Below are 17338 nucleotides of genomic sequence, written 5' to 3' on the forward strand. Positions count from 1 at the left end.
TTGTTATTGTTTTTCTTCCCTTAACTTAAGGGCAAGTTTAATCAGGTTCCTTAAAGCCGGAATTACCTCTTCCCATCGCCTCGTCTTAAGTCCGCAGTCTGGGTTTACCCAGAACTTCTCTTTTGGGATTACCCTGAGCGCTCTCTTGACTATCTCTTCCATTTCCTCAACTGAAGGTACGTAGGGGGAGTGGATATCCCAGACTCCAAGGCCTATTTGCCTATCAAAGTTAACCTTTTCAAAGGCCTCCACTATGTCGCCCTTAGAGCGGGTTGCTTCAATGGATATAACGTCAAAGTCCATCAAGAGTATGTACTCTATAATCTCGCTAAACTCAGAGTAGCACATGTGGGTGTGGATTTGTGTTTCAGGCTTTACGGAGCTGTGGCAGAGTCTGAAGGCTTTAACTGCCCAGTCAAAGTACTCTTTCCACTCCCTCTTCTTAAGGGGTGCCTTTTCCCTTATTGCCGGTTCGTCTATCTGGACGATTTTTATTCCCTCTTTCTCGTAATCTGCTATTTCATCCTTAAGGGCAAGGGCAATCTGGTAGGCAACCTCCCTTAAGGGTAGGTCCTCTCTCACAAAGCTCCAGGCTATTATTGTAGTTGGGCCGGTAAGCATTCCCTTTACAGGCTTTTGGGTTAAACTTTGGGCAAAGCCAATTTCCTTAACTGTCATCTGGCCGTCTCTCTCTACGTCTCCGTAGATAATCGGAGGTCTATAGCACCTGGTTCCGTAGGAAATTACCCAGCCGTTGCCGGTTGTCGCAATTCCCTTCATCTTTTCTGCAAAGTACTCCACCATGTCGCTCCGTTCAAACTCACCGTGGACCAGAACGTCAAGGCCGAGTTCCTCCTGAATCTGAATTGCCTTTGCTATTTCACCCCTGATGAAGGTGTCGTAGTCCTCCTGGGAGAGTTTCCCCTTTTTCCTTAAAAGCCTTATCCTTCTAACTTCTTCCGTTTGGGGGAATGACCCTATTGTTGTTGTCGGAAAGAGGGGGAGTTTCAGAGCTTCCTTCTGAACTCTCTCCCTTTCAGGGTAGGCCGGTTTCCTTATGAAGTCCTCCTCTTTAAGGGCTGCCACCCTCTCCCTAACTCTTTCAATTCTTCCGAAGGGGATTTTTAAACCTTCTACCCACTCCTCTGCTCTCTCAGTTTCCCCTTCTAAGACTTCGACCAGTAGGTTTAGCTCTTCCAATTTCTCCTGAGCAAAGGCGACTTTCTTTAAGAGTTCCTCAGGAAGAGTTGCTCCGGAAAAGCTTACCGGCAGGTGGAACAGGGGGGCTGCGTTGGTTATTACGGTATTAAACTTCCATTTCAGCTCCTTTAATTTCTCAGCCGTTTTAAATAGGTCGTTCCTCCATACGTTTCTCCCGTCAACTACTCCCGCAAAGAGCCTTTTATCGCTCTCAATCTCCCTTAGCTGTTTTAAGTTCTCTCCACCGTCGTGGATTAGGTCAATGCCGATTCCCTTGACTGGAAGTTCAAAGAGTTCCTTTAGATTATCTATACTGCCGTAGTAGGTAAAGAGGTTTACTGGAATTCCCGTCCCTGCAAGCTCTTCGTAGGCCTCCTTTAAAACTTCCCACTCCTCCTTTGAGAGCTCCAGAGCAAGTGCAGGCTCGTCAACGTGGAGGCTTTTAAACTCCATCTCTTTAACGAAGCGGGCCGTTAGGGCTGCAACCTCTTTAACCCTCTCTTTAAATTCCTCTTCCTTGACTCCCCTGGAGAGCTTTACAAAAGTGAAAGGTCCAATTATGTAGGCGTTTGAAGATCTCCTTTTCCACTTTGGGTAGGGAAGGTCTGAAAGGGATAGTTCCTTTCCGGTGAAGTCTGGGACGAGGTAGTGGTAGTTAGTGTTAAACCACTTTCTCATGTGGAGGGCATTTTTCCCTCTACACAGCTCAAAGTACTCTTGAAGGGACTTTGCAGTGTAGAGACCGAAGAGGACTGCCTGGTCAACCATGTGGTCGTACAGCGTCATCTCTCCGGTTGGATGGCCGTCAACTTTACTGTAGGCTTCTTCCCTCTTCCTGTCTAGCTCCTCAATTCCCTTAAGGAGTTCCTTTTCAGAGAGCTTTCCGTCCCAAAAGCCCTCTACCAGTCTTTTGAATTCCCTGTTTTTCCCCAGTCTGGGGAAACCGTAAGCGTAGGTTTTCATTTTTCTACCTCCTGCGGCGTTTTTTTAAACGCCTGCAGGCGGTTCTTGAAGCGGGAAAAAGAGGAGGCAAAAGAGAAAAAAAAGCCCCTTCTTCTTTCCCGCGTCCCGAACCCCCGCAGGACGCGAAGGGGCAGGTGTTTCACCTGCCCATCTCGGGCCGGTCTCCCGGCTCGCAGGCTTTTTGAAGCTGTAAACCTTCCCAGGGTGGAGGCCTTTAACCTTTCCACCCCAGTGGTTTACAGCCCTTTATTAATGCCTGCTCACGGTTGCGAGGACAGCGCCGGACTTTCACCGGACTTCCCGTTCACCCGAGACAGGCTAATTTTAGGAAAATCTTCCCGTTAGGAAAAGGGAAGTTTTCTGTAGAGCTTTTCAAGCTGAAGCCAGAAGAAGGCCATTAAGCCAACTATTGCTATTATTTCCTAGAGGAGGAAAGAATCCGACATACTCTTTCCTCACAATTAGGTTAGCTCTTTAGATGATCCTATCTATTTTGTCGTAAAACTCCTCAAGGATGTACCAGATAAAACCAAAGAAGACTATTAAGAGGAACAGGTCCCTGAGGCCCAACGTTTCCCCCCGCTGTTATTTTGGAATTTTGCGCGTATAATAATACCACAACTATATAGGATGGGGTCTAGTTTGGAAGTTAAGGTAGAGGCAGGTAGGGTCTATATTAAGTTAAACTCTGAGGAAGAGGCTTTTATAACCTTTGGAGTAGACGACGAGAAAAAGGTGTTGGTTGTTAGTACTACTTACGTTCCTGAAAGCCACAGGGGTAAAGGAATTGCAGGTAAGTTAACTGCCAAACTCGTTGACTATGCCCAGGAGAACGGTTATAAGATCTATCCTCTCTGTTCCTACACTCTCAAGTACCTCCAGAGGAACAGGCCTGATCTTCTAGTGGAGTAGTTCATGGAGGTTGTTGTAACTACCGATAGAAGGCCTACTCCCGAGATGATAGCTGAGGCCCAAAGGCTTTCTTCTGAGCTTGGAGCTCCCTTAGTTAAGCGTCGCCACAGGACCCTTTCATCTATAAAGAGGGAGTATAAGAGGCCGGTCTTAGTTGTTGGAAAGGACCTTAACCTAACCCTTCACACCCTTAAGGGACAGAAGCTCTTCTTTCACCCCGGTCTTTTTAAGATCAGGCTGATTAACTACCTTGAAAGTGGAAAGGAGTCAATGGTTGAGGCTATGGACTTAAAGGAGGGTGAGACTGTCCTTGACTGTAACCTCGGCCTTGCTCAGGACGCACTCATGGCTGCCTTTGTAAGTAAAATGCCTGTGGTCGGTCTTGAGAAGGAACCTGTAATCTATGAGATTGTTAAGAGGGGGCTTGAGACCTTTAAGCCTAAAGGGAGGTTAAAGGTTGCAGAGTTTGCCTACTCTCTAGTTAGGCCTGTTCTAGCCGATAACTATCAATTCCTAAAGGCCCAGCCTGATAAATCTTACGATATCGTCTATTTTTCCCCGATGTTTGTAAAGCCAAAGTGGAAGGACGGCGTTATGATGCCCTTTAGGGAGGTTGCTCCGAAGGACTTCGTTTCCCCGGAAGTCCTCAGAGAAGCTGAAAGGGTTGCAAGGAAGAGGGTCGTTATAAAGGTAAACAAAGGTGTTAAGGAGCTCTTTCCTTTCCTCTCCGACTACTTATCTCTTCCTTCCTCAACCAGGATTGAGTACCTCTATAAGGAAGTTTAACTTCTTGATAATAGAGGTTAAATGTTGTATTCCCCTTTGAAGGAAGCCCTGTGGGTCCTAAGGTTTTTTTCTTTCTTTGGTTAAAAATCTTTTCTTATTTAAGAAGATAAGTTTTGCACTTTAGTTCAAATGTTTAATATGGGTTGTAAATCAGCCCTTTCAAACGGACTGCCTTGAGTTTTAACCCTTTACAGTAGTTAAATACTTCTATCTTCAGCAGGGAGGAGTGATGAATAGGATTACCGTGGTAAAGAGGAAAGGAACTAGAGAACCTTTAAACATTGAGAAGATCAGAAAAGTTATTAACTGGGCTGCTGAAGGTTTAGATCTCAATCCATTGAAACTTGAGGCAAAGCTAAAACTTCACTTCTTTGATGGAATTACGACGCGTCAAATTCATGAAGCTGTTATAAATACCGCTCTCCAGCTTACAACTCCTGAGGAGCCAGACTGGAGGATACTTGCCGGAAGGCTCTTCATCTTTAACCTCTACAAAGAAGTGGCAATCAGAAGGGGAACAAGTAAGCTGGCCTACGTTGGGGGAGGAAGAGAGTACTTAAAGGTTGTGAGGGATTTAGTTAGTAAGGGGCTTTATATTCCTGAGATCCTTGAAAGTTATACGGAGAGTGAAATTGTTGAGGCGGGGGATTACCTAAAGCTTAAGTATGACTTCCTCTACGACTATGCCGGAGCTAACCTTTTAGCAAAGAGATACCTCTGCATCTACGAGGACTTCCCCATAGAGCTCCCTCAAGAGATGTACATGACGATTTCCCTGATGCTTGCAAAGAACGAGCCGAAGGAGACGAGGCTTAAAACTGCTAAGAAGTTCTATGATCTCATAGCCGGAAAGAAGCTCTCACTTGCCACTCCGATTCTCATTAACCTCCGCCGTCCCAACGGAAACCTCTCTTCCTGCTTCATCACCGCAATGGACGATAACCTTGACTCAATTATGTACACTGCAAACCAGGTTGCCCAGATTTCAAAGAGGGCGGGAGGCGTTGGAGTTAACCTTTCAAGAATTAGGGCTCAGGGTTCCTGGATAAAGAAAGTCTTTGGGGCAAGCGGCGGAATAGTTCCCTGGGCAAAAATCCTAAACGACGTTGCAGTTGCAGTGAACCAGGAAGGTAAGAGGGCAGGGGCTGTTACTGTAGCCCTTGACGTCTGGCACCTTGATATTTACGACTTCTTGGAGCTCAAAACCGAAAACGGAGACTTGAGGAGAAAGGCCTTTGACATCTTCCCTCAAGTAGTAATCCCTGACCTCTTTATGGAGAGGGTGAAGTTCAACCAGGAGTGGCTTCTGGTTGACCCTTACGAGGTTGAGAGGAAATTCGGCTACAGACTCTACGAGCTGTGGGGAGACGAGTTTGAAAAGGCCTACATTCATATAGAGGCCGAGGCCGACAGGCTAAAACTAAAGAAGAGGGTAAGGGCTAGGGAGCTCCTTAAAGAGATTTTGAAAACGCAGGTTGCAACTGGTCTACCCTACATCTTTTTCAAGGATACCGCCAATCGGCTAAATCCTTTAAAGCACGACGGCTACATAGGGAACGGAAACCTCTGTATGGAGAGTTTCTCAAACTTTAGGCCTTCTAAGGGCTTTAAAACCTATATGAGGGACGGGAAGATAGTCAGCGAAATTGAGGAGCCTGGCCTCGTCCACACCTGCAACCTCCTCTCAATAAACCTTGCAAACATAGAAAACGACGCCGAGCTTGAAGATGCGGTGAGGACTGCAGTAAGAATCCTTGACAACACTATAGAGCTAACCTCTCCCCCGATCCTTGAGAGTAAGCTCCACAACGACCGTTACAGAACTATAGGTATTGGAACTCTTGGCCTTGCCGACTACCTTGCAAAGAGAGAAATTCCCTACGGAAGGCAGTCATTAAAGGTTATTGACGAGCTCTACGAGAAAATTGCCTACTACGGAATTGATGAGAGCGTCAACCTTGCCAAGGAGAGGGGAGTCTTCCCTGCCTACGAGGGTTCAGACTGGAGCAAGGGAATAGTAATAGGTAAAGACGCTGAATACTTAAGCGAAAAGACTACCTTAAAAGAGAAGTGGCTGGAACTCTTAGCCAAGCTTAAGAAGTACGGAATTAGGAACGGTCAGCTCTTTGCTATTGCTCCAAACACCAGCTCTGGCCTTTTACAGGGAGCAACCCCGGGAGTCCTACCTCCCTTTAGCCGATTTTACATAGATAAGAACCAGAAGCAGGCGGTTCCGATTTGTCCCCCTTTCATTAAGGAGAGGTTCTGGTTCTACAGGGAGAGCAAGTTTATGAACCAGAAGGAGGTTATAGACGTAATATCAATGATTCAGAAGTGGGTTGACAGCGGGATTTCAATGGAGCTCCTTTTCAACCTAAACCTTGGAATTAGGGCTAAGGACATCTACGAAACCGTCCTCTACGCCTGGGAGAAGGGTATTAAGACGATTTACTACGTTAGGACCGTTCAGAAGGACAGCCAGGGAGCCCTCAAGAAAGAGGAGTGTATTGCCTGTGCCAATTAACTTAAGGGGCCTTAGGGCCCTTCTATCCTAACTACTCTCCAACCTAAGTGTTCAATTAACTCTTTTTCGTGTGTAATTAGTAGAACCGGTATTTCGGTTTCCTTCAAAAATGAGGAGAGTATCTGAAACCTCTTCCTATCAAGTCCGAGGGTCGGTTCGTCAAGTATTAAAACTTCAGGATCCATAGAGAGGACGGCAGCAACTGAGACTATCCTCTTTTCACCTCCAGAGAGCTTATGGGTAGGCCTTTCCCTTAGGTGTTCTATCTGAAACGTTTTGAGGAGCTCCTTAACGATTTCCTCTACCTCTTCCCTTTTCTTTCCAAGTGCAAGGGGAGCGAAAGCAATTTCCTCCTCAACTGTTGGACAAAAGAGCTGTTCGTCGGGATTTTGAAAACAGTAGCCTATTTTCCTCCTTATCTGATTAAAGTCCTCCTCTCCTTTTAACTCCTTTCCCTTAAAGAGTATCCTTCCCCTATCAGGCCTTATAAAGCCCATTATAGTTTCGGCCAAAGTTGTCTTTCCGCTTCCGTTGTCGCCTACTATAAGTACCTTTTCCCTCTCTTTTATTGAGAAGTTGACTCCTTTAAGGACTTCTCTACCTTCAACCTTTACCCACAGGTCTTCAACCCTTAAAACTTCCATACTACTACCGCTCCGTAGGCTACTGTTAAGGCTAGAAAGATAAAGTCTTTAGGTGAAGCTTTAAAGTGTCTGTAGACGGGGAAGTAACCGGAAAACCCCCTGCAGAGCATTGCCCTGTAAACCCTCTCAGACTTAAGGAAACTATAGGTTAGGAGGTTACCTATCAAGTTTCCGTAGGTTTGGTAGGTGAACTTATCGGTTCTCGCCTTAAAACCTCTGCTCTTTGCAGACTTTACCGCAGCCGTGTACCTGCTCCTTACTTCGTGTAAGTACCTGTAGGTTAGGAAGGCTATCTGAAGGAGTGAGTTTGGAACTTTAAGGTGGTGGAGGGCGTGGAGGAGCTCAAAAGTTGGAGTTGTACTCAGTAAGGAGAGGGAGAGAAGTAGGATGAGGTTTGACCTTAAAAAGACCTCAAGGGCAACTTCTGGTGAACCTAACAGGAGCTGGGAAAGGACTACTAAGAGGAGGAAGGAGTCGGCAAAGAGGAGGATTTTCCAAATTCTTTTAAAGTTCTTAAAGAGGGGTAACGAGAGGAAAGTTACCAGAGGGAGGAAGGAGATAGTCTCCCTGATTGAGGAGAGAGCTATAAGCCACGCTAAAATTAAAAATGAGACGATCTTAAACCTGGGGTCAACTTTCTCAACCACCTCTCCTCCTGCTAAGAAGAACTGCTCCTCCAAAAATACCCAGGATCCAGCCGATTCCTCCTATAGCGTCCCTTAGGGAAGGCTTTGAGTTCTCCTCTTCAATTTTTAAGAGCTCTTCTTTTATAGGTTTAAGTTCTTCCCTTATAACCTCCCTGAGTTCCTGTGTATCCTTCATATTTCCTTTTATGTTTTCCTCTTTACGTTCTCCGTTAACTTTAAACGTTGCTTCGGCTCTGTGCCCGAGTTCTGCAAGTACAACGGCTTTGTAGGTTCCCGGTTTTTTCAGTGTAAAGTGGAGTTCCCCCTCTTTATTTGTTCTCCCTTCAAACACAGCCTTTCCTAAGGAGTCGTAAACCTTTACATCTCCGCCCTTTACCGGCGTTCCATCGCTAAAGTAGGAGGAGAGCTCTATTTCATTCCCGCTAACGTCAACAAAAAGGCTTACTTTATGGGCAAAGCTAACTGAAGGTATTAAAAGGAGTAGAGAGATTAGGGCTAACCTTTTCATTTTACCTCCAGCAGTTCGGGGGCGTTTTTGAGGAGGAAGACTAAGGAAAAGGAGTTTATTACTGCTTCAACGCTGGCAACTGGTAGGTGGGCAAGGAATGCAAGGGTTGCCGTTGAGCGAAAAGAGTTTCCGCAGCTTAAAAGCTCAAGGCTCAGTAAAAGTCCCGATGTAAGAACTACAGAGAGGGCCCCTAAGGTCCCCGCTCCTATCAGCTTTAGCTTTGTAGGCCTCTTAAGGAGAGGCTTTGTTAAGTAGTAGGCTGTGAGAGCCCCGCTAGCCATGTTAAAGGTATTAACTCCCAAAACTGTGATTCCTCCAAACTGGAAGAGGAGGGCCTGAAAGAGTAGGCCAACGAAGATTGCCGGATAAGCAGACCATCCTAAACAGATTCCTATCAGTCCATTAAGTAGAAGGTGGACGCTTGTTATTCCGACCGGAACGTGAATTAGGGAGGCGACGAAGAAAACAGACGATAGTAGGGCCACAAAGGGAAGCCTTTCTTGATTCGTTTTCTTCATTCCTATCCAGAGGCCTAAAGTGGTAGCTACCCAGCCTGCCGAAAGTAGCCACCCAGGTAAGACACCTTCAGATATGTGCATTACTTAACTCCTTTAGGTTTCTCGTAGGCTTTAACCCAAATTACTGCATCAAGTTCAACCGGGTAAATCTTTCCGTCCTTGTACTTCCTTTTACCTCCGTAGCCAATTGCTGAAAATCCCCACCAGCCTGCCCAGGGGATTGTGTAGTAAAAGTAACCGTCCTTATCAGTTTTTACAGTTTGTTTAATGAAAGGTGATGCAGGAACTTCTATTCCTTCTTCGTTTAAGTGTTCAACCTCTACGGTGATATTTGGGGCAGGCTTTCCGTTTATGTAAACTCTCCCAACGAAAGTGTTTCCTTCCCAGATTCCAAAGGGTCTGGTAAGTGGAACTATTTCCGCCTCAAGGCCTACTGGTTTATCCCAACCCCTTTCAACTCCGTAGGCCTCAACGTACACCTTCGTAACCTGTTTTATGAACTTCTCCTCAGCCGGTTCAAAGTAGTAGTTTGGAACTACGAAGAACTGATAAACTCCGGGCCTTTTCAGCTTGAACTCTGCGGTGTAGTAAGGAACTTTAACTTTGCTTCCCCTTTCTGCAGGAACTTCTTCCCTTTTCCAGTTTAGAGGAATTGCTCTTCCGTTAACGAAAGCTCCGCTTTTAACCGGTTTGAATGGCATGTTGGGTCCGCCTTCCATCGGGTGAGTAAAGATGGCTTTAACTTCTATTTTCTTTGCGCTACTTCCTTCAACTATGTCAGTTGAGGGTTTCAGGAGGAGAAAGTGGGCTTGAGCTGAGAGGGGAATTAAGGCTGCGGTTAAGGCTGAAAGGGTCTTCTTCATTTCGCCCTCCTTGTATTAAATTTCTTTTAGATTTTATTACAAGATCAGTTTAAATATCAATAAATTTCTGAAAAAAAGCTTCATGAATCTGAGTTTTTTGATACCAACTATCTTTTAAAATTACCTCTTAAAAGGAGGTCTTTTACTGTGAACTGGTTTATGGAGTTTTTAGCTACCGGATTTTATTCGGGTAAGCTCCCAAAGATGCCGGGAACCTGGGGCTCAATCTTTGCTGCCGTCCTTGCGTACTTTCTATGGCCGAGTAATCCTGACTTTCAGGTATTGGTTATTCTGATAACCTTCTTTCTAAGCGTAGTCTCCTCCGACTATCTTGCACGTAAGTTGGGAGATAAGGACCCTGACCAGGTTGTAATAGATGAGGTTCTCGGAGTGGAGATTACCTTTTTCTTACTGAATCCCCAAGGGGACTTAGAGCTTACCTTGGCCGGTCTAATACTATTTAGAATTATTGATATAATGAAACCGTTTCCGATTCGTCTGTTTGAAAGGCTCCCCGGAGGTTGGGGAATTACCGTAGATGACGCTGTTGCTGGAGTTTTAGCCAATATTCTCCTTAGAGTTATCGGAGGTTTCCTTTAATGTTTAAGAAGGTTTTGGTCGCTAATAGGGGTGAAGTTGCAACGAGGGTGATAAGGGCGTGTAAAGAGCTGGGAATTCAAACTGTAGCTATCTACTCTGAGGCCGACGTTAACTCCCTCCACGTTAAGAAGGCAGATGAGGCGTACCTCATTCACGGAGATCCTATAAAAGCTTACCTCAACTACTATAAGATAGTTGACATAGCAAAAAGGGCTGGAGCTCAGGCGATACATCCCGGATACGGCTTTCTGTCTGAAAGGGCCGACTTTGCCGAGTACGCTAGGAAGCACGGAATTGAGTTTATAGGTCCTTCCGTTGAGCACTTAAAGGTCTTTGGAAGTAAGATTGAAGCAAAGAAGCTAATGAAGGAGCTCGGAGTTCCTGTTGCTGAGGGGAGCGATGAGCCGGTTTCGGACCTTGAAGAGGCAAAGAGGATAGCAAGGGAAATCGGCTATCCCGTGATGATAAAAGCTGCTCACGGTGGCGGTGGTAGAGGTTTGAGGGTTGCAAGGAGTGAAGGGGAGCTTATCTCCCAGTTTCAGATAGCTGTAAAGGAGGCTGAAGCTTCCTTCGGTAAGGGGGAGGTATTCATTGAAAAGTTTATTGAAAACCCGAGGCACATTGAGATTCAGATAGTTGCCGATAAACACGGAAACGTGGTTCACCTTGGAGAGAGAGACTGTTCTCTTCAGAGGAGACACCAGAAGGTCCTTGAGATAGCCCCATCTCCCGTTCTTACGAGGAGGCAGAGGGAGAAGCTTGGGAAGATTTGTGTTGAAGCTGCGAGGAAGATTGGTTACTACGGCGTCGGAACTTGGGAATTCTTGATGGATAAGTACGGTAACTTCTATTTTATGGAAGTCAACCCCCGCCTTCAGGTTGAACACACTGTAACTGAGGAAGTTACAGGAATAGACATAGTTCAGGAGCAGATAAGGATAGCTGCGGGAATGGGACTCTCCTTCTCTCAAAAGAGCGTTCAAATTAACGGCTTTGCAATACAGTTTAGGGTAAATGCAGAAGATCCGAAGAGGGATTTCGTTCCAGTTCCGGGAACCATTACCGCTTACTACTCTCCTGGTGGAATAGGAGTAAGGATAGACGGTGTGGTTTATAAAGGTTATACGATACCTCCTTACTACGACTCAATGGTAGCTAAGCTGATAGTGAGGGGTAGAAGTTGGGATGAGGTTATAAGGCGTTCAAGGAGAGCTCTCGGTGAATTCGTCATTAGGGGAGTTCCAACTACTATTCCCTTCTTTAAGAAAATTCTCAACGACCCTGAGTTCGTTAAGGGGCAGTTTGATACCTCATTTATAGATAGGAAGATTAAGGACTTTACCTTTATTGAGGAAACAGACCCTGAAGTCCTTGCGCTTGCAATATCTGCAGCGATTGCTGCACACCACGGACTGTAATACTTGGAGGAGTGAATGGGAAGGAAGATTCAGTTTACGGATGTAACCTTAAGGGATGCCCATCAGTCCCTCTTTGCTACTAGAATGAAGACGAGGGATATGGTTGATATAGCTCCCGTCATAGATAAGGCAGGCTTTTGGTCTGTTGAAATGTGGGGCGGGGCAACCTTTGACGTCTGTCTCCGATTTTTACGGGAGGACCCTTGGGAGAGGCTGAGAGTCTTAAGGAAGTTAATGCCTAACTCCCGCCTTCAGATGCTCTTAAGGGGACAGAACTTAGTAGGTTATCGCCACTATCCGGATGACGTCGTTAGGGCCTTTGTTAGAAAGGCTGCAGAGAACGGTATAGACGTTTTCAGGATTTTTGACGCCCTCAACGATTTAAGGAATGTTGAGGTTGCAGTTGAGACTGCGAAGGAGATGGGAAAGGTAGTTGAGGGGGCCCTCTCTTACACGATAAGTCCCGTTCATACCGAGGACCTATACATAGAGTTGGCCCTCCAGTTTAAAGAGATGGGAGCAGACATAATTGCAATTAAGGATATGGCAGGTCTCCTCTCCCCTGAAAAGGCCTATTCCTTAGTTAAGGCTTTAAAAGAGGAGGTCGGCCTTCCAGTTCACGTTCATACCCACTGTACCAGTGGCCTTGCTGAGATGGCTCAGCTAAAGGCTGCCGAAGCCGGAGCGGACATTTTTGACGTTGCAATTTCTCCTATGGCTTCAGATACCTCCCATCCGGCAGTTGAAACTATGGCCTATGCCTTTGGAGAGTTTGGGTTTGAGATAGGCCTTGATAAGAAAGCCTTAAAGAGGATGGCTCAGCATTTTAAAGAAGTTAGGAAGAAGTACAAGAAGTACGATATAGACTTTAAGGGAATTGATGCTGCCGTTCTTGAACACCAGATACCCGGTGGAATGATCTCTAACCTTATAAATCAGCTTAAGGAGCAGGGAGCTCTTGATAAACTAGAAGAAGTCCTTGAGGAAGTTCCAAGGGTCAGGGAAGACTTTGGTTATCCTCCCCTCGTTACTCCAACGAGTCAAATAGTCGGAACTCAGGCGGTTCTCAACGTTCTTGCCGGCGAACGCTACAAGATGATCACTCAGGAGACGAAGAACTACGTTAAGGGGCTTTACGGAAGGCCTCCTGCTCCTATTAAGGAGGAGATTATAAAGAAGGTTTTAGGAGACGAGGAGCCTATTACCTGCCGCCCTGCAGACCTCCTACAGCCTGAACTTGACAAGTGCAGGGAAGAGATTAAGGACCTTGCAAGGAGCGAGGAGGACGTTCTCTCCTACTGCCTCTTTCCCAAAGTTGCTAAGGAGTTCTTTGAGTGGAGGGAGAAGGTTGAAAGGGGAGAAATTCCCGCCATTTCGGAAGAGGACCTTCACGATATGGAGGAGGAAGAAAGGAAGTGTCCTCAGCCCCTTGCTCCAACAGAGTTTATAGTTAACGTTCACGGCGAGAGTTACCACGTTAAGATTGCGGGAGTCGGTCACAAGAAAGAGGGTAAGAAGCCTTACTTTATAAAGATTGACGGAAGACTTGAAGAGGTTGTTGTTGAGCCTCTCGTTGAGGTTGTTCCAACAGGTGAGGAAGTTGAAATTGCTGGGGAGCTTACCGCTGCCTCAAAGAGGCCGAGGGCCTCAAAGGAAGGTGACGTTACTTCTCCAATGCCTGCAAAGGTAGTTGAGATTAAGGTTAAAGAAGGCGATAGAGTTAATGAGGGTGATGTAGTTGCCGTTGTTGAAGCAATGAAGATGCAGAATGAGGTTCACGCTCCAATTGCTGGGGTTGTAAAGGCTATCTACGTTAAACCGGGTGATAACGTCAATCCAGATGAAGCTATAATGACGATTGAGCCTGAATAGTTGATTTTTTTAACATTACTCCTATATTAATTCCTGCGTCGGGGCGTGGCGTAGCCTGGTAGCGCGCTGGCATGGGGGGCCAGAGGTCGCCCGTTCAAGTCGGGTCGCCCCGACCATTTAAAATTACCGTTCTTTAGTATATAATCGTTCCATTATGAGACTTCTCATAAATCTATTTCTGACGACCTTGATGTTTTTCTTCTCTTCAAGTTACACCTATTCGTCCATAAAGTGTGGATGGGTTACAAAAGGGGAATTTTATAAACCTTTCGTTGTCTTAAACCGTCCTTCAAATAAAATTGTTCTCTTTGTAACCTCAGACGGTAGAGTGTATAAGGGCAGGTGTAGAAAGAAAGGAGTTAATAGGTGTACGATCTACCCTGGTAAGAGGTTCAGAACAAGAGAGTCGGTAAAGTATATAATCCTGAGACTGGGGTGTTCTGCTCCGGAGATTGTCGGTAATGGGGTTATAGTTGGTTTCTAAGGTTATTAGTTATGCTACTTTGGGAATTGATGGAGTTAAGGTTGTAGTTGAAGTTGACTCCTCAAGGGGACTCCCTTCAGTAGCAATTGTTGGTCTTCCAGATAGCGCTGTTAAGGAGAGCAAGGAAAGGGTAAGGGCTGCTGTAGTTAACTCCGGCTTTCCTTTTCCTCTAAGGAAGATTGTGGTTAACCTTGCTCCTGCAGATTTGAGGAAAGAGGGAACAGTTTATGACCTGCCTATAGCTTTGGGGATTCTTGCTTCCTCTGGAATCCTCAGCGGGGAGAAGCTTGGGAATTACATTATTGCCGGCGAGCTCGGGCTTGGTGGTGAGCTCCACCCGGTAAAGGGAGTTCTCCCTGCTGCAGTCTTAGTGAAGGAACTGAGTTTAAAGGGGTTAATCATTCCAGAGGATAACGTTGAGGAAGCCCTTTTAATAGAAGGGATTGATGTAATTCCTGTAAAGAGTTTGAAGGAGGCGGTTAATTTCCTCAATGGAGAGGTTGAGATAGAGCCGGCTAAGGGGAGTTCCCTACCTTCAAATCCTTCTTACTCTGTTGATATGGCAGATGTTGTAGGACAGTTTCAGGCAAAGAGGGCCCTTGAAATAGCTGCAGCAGGGAGGCACAACGTTTTTATGGTAGGTCCTCCAGGTTCTGGGAAGACGATGCTTGCAAGGAGGCTTCCTACGATAATGCCTCCGATGAGTTTAGAGGAGGTTATTGAAACCAGCCGAGTATACTCTGTTGCAGGCTTAACTTCTGAAGTTCCAGTAGTTCAAAGGCCTTTTAGGGCTCCTCACTCTACTTCCTCAGATGCAGCAATCATCGGAGGAGGAAATGCGGTTAAGCCGGGAGAAGTAAGCCTTGCCCACAACGGAGTCCTCTTTATGGACGAATTCCCAGAGTTTAAGAGGAGCGTTTTAGAGGCTTTGAGGCAGCCCCTTGAAGATAGAGTAGTGACAGTTTCAAGAGCCTCTGGTTCTTACACTTTTCCTGCCGATTTCCTCTTAGTTGCAGCAAGTAATCCCTGTCCCTGCGGTTTCTACGGCTTTTCAGACGGTAAAAACTACTGCCGGTGCTCTCCCGTCCAGATAAAACGCTATCAAGCAAAGCTTTCAGGCCCTATAATGGACAGGATAGATCTGAAAGTCAGCGTTCCTGCCGTTAAGCCGGAAGAGTTTAAGGACTCAAAGTCTGAACCTTCTGAAAGGATAAGGGAAAGGGTTATTAAGGCTTATGAAATTCAGAAGAGGCGCTTTAAGGGTTTAAGAATTTCCTTTAACGGCCAGATGGGTAGGAGGGTGATAAAGAAGTTCTGTAAGCTTGATTTTGAAGCTGAGGAGCTCCTAAATCGTGCCGTTTCCTCTCTAGGCCTTTCGGCCCGGGCTTACGACAGGGTTTTAAAGGTTGCAAGGACAATTGCGGACCTTGAGAGCTCCGACCTTATCTCCTTCCACCACATAGCCGAGGCTTTGAGCTACAGGGAAGTTTAACCTTGTTACACGTATTTTGTTCTTGTTCTTCAAGACGGTTATTTATGGGGTTCCCGTGTTTTCCAAGTCCATACTCTTTTACAAGGGAGGATATGTAACTTTCTAATTCTGAAAATAGTTCTGGAAAGTTCTCCTGAGTACAATAACGAATGCCACGATTATTTAGGCAACGTAGGAACTTCTTGTTAAATTCAATGCATTTATCTCCAAAATAGAGGAATTCTTCGCAAATAAAAACCCTATTTCCCCAGATGTCTTGGATTATAGCTCCATATTTTTCCTTTAATTTTTCATTCTTGAAAAATTCATCTACTTTAGAGACTGGGATATATGCTTCTTCATCTGGGATAGATTTAATGTCATGATCGTGTCCTCTTATCCATTTCCAACTATTATTTTCTATATAGTAAACATTGTCTCCTTGAAGGTTTGAAGGTGAATACTTTTTATTTTCAAATCTTGGATCATGGAAATATGAATCTAGGTCTAAAACCTCGCATACTTTCCCAGCATAAATTAAACATTGTTCAATCTCTAGGTGATAACCAGCCTTTTTTCTCTCTTCAGCTAGAGTTGTACCTTCTACTCCAATAATCCAATCTTCTTTTCCTATGTTTGCTCTTTGGTGATTTGGAGTACATGTAGCTAAAGTAAGGTAGTTTCCAAAAGGATTTGGAGCAAAACCAGTGTCCGATGTCATTTTATAGAGAAGAAATTTTTTTATGATTTTTAATCCTAATTTCTAGATTTAAGCAATTTTACTAAATCGTTGAAGTTATCTGATGGGTACTTTTCAAGGAGAGCTCCCAGTAGCGTTATTGCTAGCATCGCCTCTCCCACAACTGCCGCCGCCGGAACGGCACAGACGTCAGAGCGCTCAATTGAGGCCACAAAGGGCTCTTTCGTCCTTAGGTCAACGCTCCTTAAAGGTTTGTAGAGGGTCGGAATAGGCTTCATTGCAGCCTTTACGACGATGGGCTCTCCGTTTGTCATTCCCCCCTCAATTCCTCCTGCCCTGTTTGTTAACCTATAAAAGCCTCTTTCCTCAGAGTAGAAAATCTCGTCGTGAACTTTTGAGCCGGGAAGTTTTGCCGCTTCAAAGCCGAGGCCAATTTCAACCCCTTTAACTGCTTGGATTGACATTATCGCCTGGGCTATTTTTCCGTCTAAACGCTTATCCCACTGGGTGTAACTTCCAAGTCCTACCGGAACGCCGGTTGCGTAAACAACGAAAATCCCCCCTAAGCTCTCTCCCCGTTCTTTAGCCTCGTCAATTTCCCTTTTGAACCTCTCCTCAACCTCTTTGTCTAGAACTGGTATTCTTACCTCAGACTTTTCTGCGTTCTCAAAGAGCTCCCTAAATTCTCTACCCTCTATTAACTCCCTTGGAACTTCTGCTGAGCCTATTGAGATTACGAAACTTCCAATCTCTACACCTAACCTCCTTAAGATATCCTTACACAATGCCCCTGCCGCTACCCTTCCGGCGGTTTCCCTTGCAGAGGAGCGCTCTAGGACGTTTCTAACGTCGCTAAAGCCGTACTTTAAAACTCCCGTTAAGTCTGCGTGGCCGGGCCTTGGCCTTGTAACCGCTTTCTCCGGCGGGAGCTCCCCCGGTTCCGGTTTCATTATCCCTTCCCAGTTCTTATAATCTCTGTTCCACACGGCCATTAAAATTGGAGAGCCTAAGGTCTTTCCAAGCCTAACTCCGCTTAAGAACTCAACCCTGTCCTTCTCAATCTTCATCCTTCCGCCTCTGCCGTATCCCTTTTGGCGGCGGGCCATTTCAAAGTTAATGAAGTCAAAGTCTATCTCAAAGTTGGCAGGTATTCCCTCAAGGTAGGCAAAGATTCCCTTTCCGTGGCTCTCTCCGGCCGTGTAAAACCTTAGCATCTAAGTTCCTCCAG

General features: G+C 45.7%; 16 protein-coding genes, 1 tRNA gene and 1 riboswitch. Of the genes, 9 read left to right on the forward strand and 8 right to left on the reverse strand.

The features are described 5' to 3' along the window. Positions 1–3: 3 nt before the first annotated feature. Positions 4–2163 carry a 5-methyltetrahydropteroyltriglutamate--homocysteine S-methyltransferase gene (metE, locus tag C7457_RS07940; protein WP_121171794.1) on the reverse strand — a complete coding sequence of 720 codons (2160 nt, stop codon included), beginning with the start codon at positions 2161–2163 and terminating at the stop codon, positions 4–6. A 138-nt stretch (positions 2164–2301) separates the two neighbouring features. Continuing rightward, positions 2302–2490: riboswitch (cobalamin riboswitch) on the reverse strand. Between the two features lie 315 nt (positions 2491–2805). On the opposite strand from metE, the gene C7457_RS07945 reads away from it, so the two are divergent. The 3 genes from C7457_RS07945 to C7457_RS07955 all read left to right on the forward strand — a co-directional run bounded on the left by C7457_RS07945 (position 2806) and on the right by C7457_RS07955 (position 6385). Further along, the gene (locus C7457_RS07945; protein WP_170137393.1) at positions 2806–3075 is read left to right on the forward strand and encodes a GNAT family N-acetyltransferase; all 270 of its coding nucleotides are present in this window, start codon (positions 2806–2808) and stop codon (positions 3073–3075) included. A 3-nt stretch (positions 3076–3078) separates the two neighbouring features. Continuing rightward, positions 3079–3861 carry a class I SAM-dependent methyltransferase gene (locus C7457_RS07950; protein WP_121171799.1) on the forward strand — a complete coding sequence of 261 codons (783 nt, stop codon included), beginning with the start codon at positions 3079–3081 and terminating at the stop codon, positions 3859–3861. 229 nt (positions 3862–4090) lie between these two features. Continuing rightward, the gene (locus C7457_RS07955) at positions 4091–6385 is read left to right on the forward strand and encodes a ribonucleoside-diphosphate reductase subunit alpha (RefSeq protein ID WP_121171801.1); all 2295 of its coding nucleotides are present in this window, start codon (positions 4091–4093) and stop codon (positions 6383–6385) included. 11 nt (positions 6386–6396) lie between these two features. Here the strand turns inward: C7457_RS07955 and C7457_RS07960 are convergent, their stop codons facing one another. From C7457_RS07960 to C7457_RS07980, 5 genes are read right to left on the reverse strand one after another with little or no spacing between them, the layout of a single operon-like run. Beyond that, positions 6397–7029: an energy-coupling factor ABC transporter ATP-binding protein gene (locus C7457_RS07960; protein ID WP_121171803.1), complete on the reverse strand. Its 633-nt coding sequence runs from the start codon at positions 7027–7029 to the stop codon at positions 6397–6399. Next, positions 7017–7676, reverse strand: coding sequence for an energy-coupling factor transporter transmembrane component T family protein (locus tag C7457_RS07965; protein ID WP_170137394.1), 660 nt, complete (start codon positions 7674–7676; stop codon positions 7017–7019). Before C7457_RS07965 ends, C7457_RS07960 begins: the two co-directional genes overlap by 13 nt. Further along, positions 7669–8184 carry a hypothetical protein gene (locus C7457_RS07970; protein WP_121171809.1) on the reverse strand — a complete coding sequence of 172 codons (516 nt, stop codon included), beginning with the start codon at positions 8182–8184 and terminating at the stop codon, positions 7669–7671. Before C7457_RS07970 ends, C7457_RS07965 begins: the two co-directional genes overlap by 8 nt. Further along, a complete protein-coding gene (cbiM, locus tag C7457_RS07975) occupies positions 8181–8783 on the reverse strand; it encodes a cobalt transporter CbiM (RefSeq protein ID WP_121171811.1) in 603 nt (200 codons plus the stop codon). The genes C7457_RS07970 and cbiM overlap by 4 nt, the downstream gene beginning before the upstream one ends. Next, positions 8783–9565 (reverse strand): DUF4198 domain-containing protein, encoded by a 783-nt coding sequence (locus C7457_RS07980; protein ID WP_121171813.1) that lies wholly within the window; start codon positions 9563–9565, stop codon positions 8783–8785. The genes cbiM and C7457_RS07980 overlap by 1 nt, the downstream gene beginning before the upstream one ends. A gap of 147 nt (positions 9566–9712) precedes the next feature. Between C7457_RS07980 and C7457_RS07985 the strand changes: the two genes are divergently transcribed. The 6 genes from C7457_RS07985 (at position 9713) to C7457_RS08010 (ending at position 15431) form a co-directional block, all read left to right on the forward strand. Beyond that, positions 9713–10165: a phosphatidylglycerophosphatase A family protein gene (locus C7457_RS07985; protein ID WP_121171815.1), complete on the forward strand. Its 453-nt coding sequence runs from the start codon at positions 9713–9715 to the stop codon at positions 10163–10165. Next, positions 10165–11583 (forward strand): acetyl-CoA carboxylase biotin carboxylase subunit, encoded by a 1419-nt coding sequence (accC, locus tag C7457_RS07990; protein ID WP_121171817.1) that lies wholly within the window; start codon positions 10165–10167, stop codon positions 11581–11583. The genes C7457_RS07985 and accC overlap by 1 nt, the downstream gene beginning before the upstream one ends. Before the next feature lie 15 nt (positions 11584–11598). Next, the gene (oadA, locus tag C7457_RS07995) at positions 11599–13455 is read left to right on the forward strand and encodes a sodium-extruding oxaloacetate decarboxylase subunit alpha (RefSeq protein ID WP_121171819.1); all 1857 of its coding nucleotides are present in this window, start codon (positions 11599–11601) and stop codon (positions 13453–13455) included. A 39-nt stretch (positions 13456–13494) separates the two neighbouring features. Then, a tRNA-Pro gene (locus tag C7457_RS08000) sits at positions 13495–13571 on the forward strand. A 74-nt stretch (positions 13572–13645) separates the two neighbouring features. Further along, on the forward strand, positions 13646–13939 hold the full coding sequence (locus C7457_RS08005; RefSeq protein ID WP_121171821.1) for a hypothetical protein: 294 nt from the start codon (positions 13646–13648) through the stop codon (positions 13937–13939). Next, positions 13929–15431, forward strand: a complete 1503-nt coding sequence (locus C7457_RS08010) for a YifB family Mg chelatase-like AAA ATPase (protein ID WP_121171823.1) — start codon at positions 13929–13931, stop codon at positions 15429–15431. Before C7457_RS08005 ends, C7457_RS08010 begins: the two co-directional genes overlap by 11 nt. On the opposite strand, the gene C7457_RS08015 is transcribed toward C7457_RS08010, so the two are convergent. Further along, complete coding sequence (locus tag C7457_RS08015; protein WP_121171825.1) at positions 15382–16131, reverse strand: Nmad2 family putative nucleotide modification protein; 750 nt, start codon at positions 16129–16131, stop codon at positions 15382–15384. The two genes, C7457_RS08010 and C7457_RS08015, sit on opposite strands and share 50 nt — an antisense overlap. A gap of 35 nt (positions 16132–16166) precedes the next feature. Further along, positions 16167–17324, reverse strand: coding sequence for a chorismate synthase (aroC, locus tag C7457_RS08020; protein WP_121171827.1), 1158 nt, complete (start codon positions 17322–17324; stop codon positions 16167–16169). Between the last annotated feature and the right edge of the window lie 14 nt (positions 17325–17338).

The sequence above is a fragment of the Thermovibrio guaymasensis genome (genome assembly GCF_003633715.1).
GTDB lineage: Bacteria > Aquificota > Aquificia > Desulfurobacteriales > Desulfurobacteriaceae > Thermovibrio > Thermovibrio guaymasensis.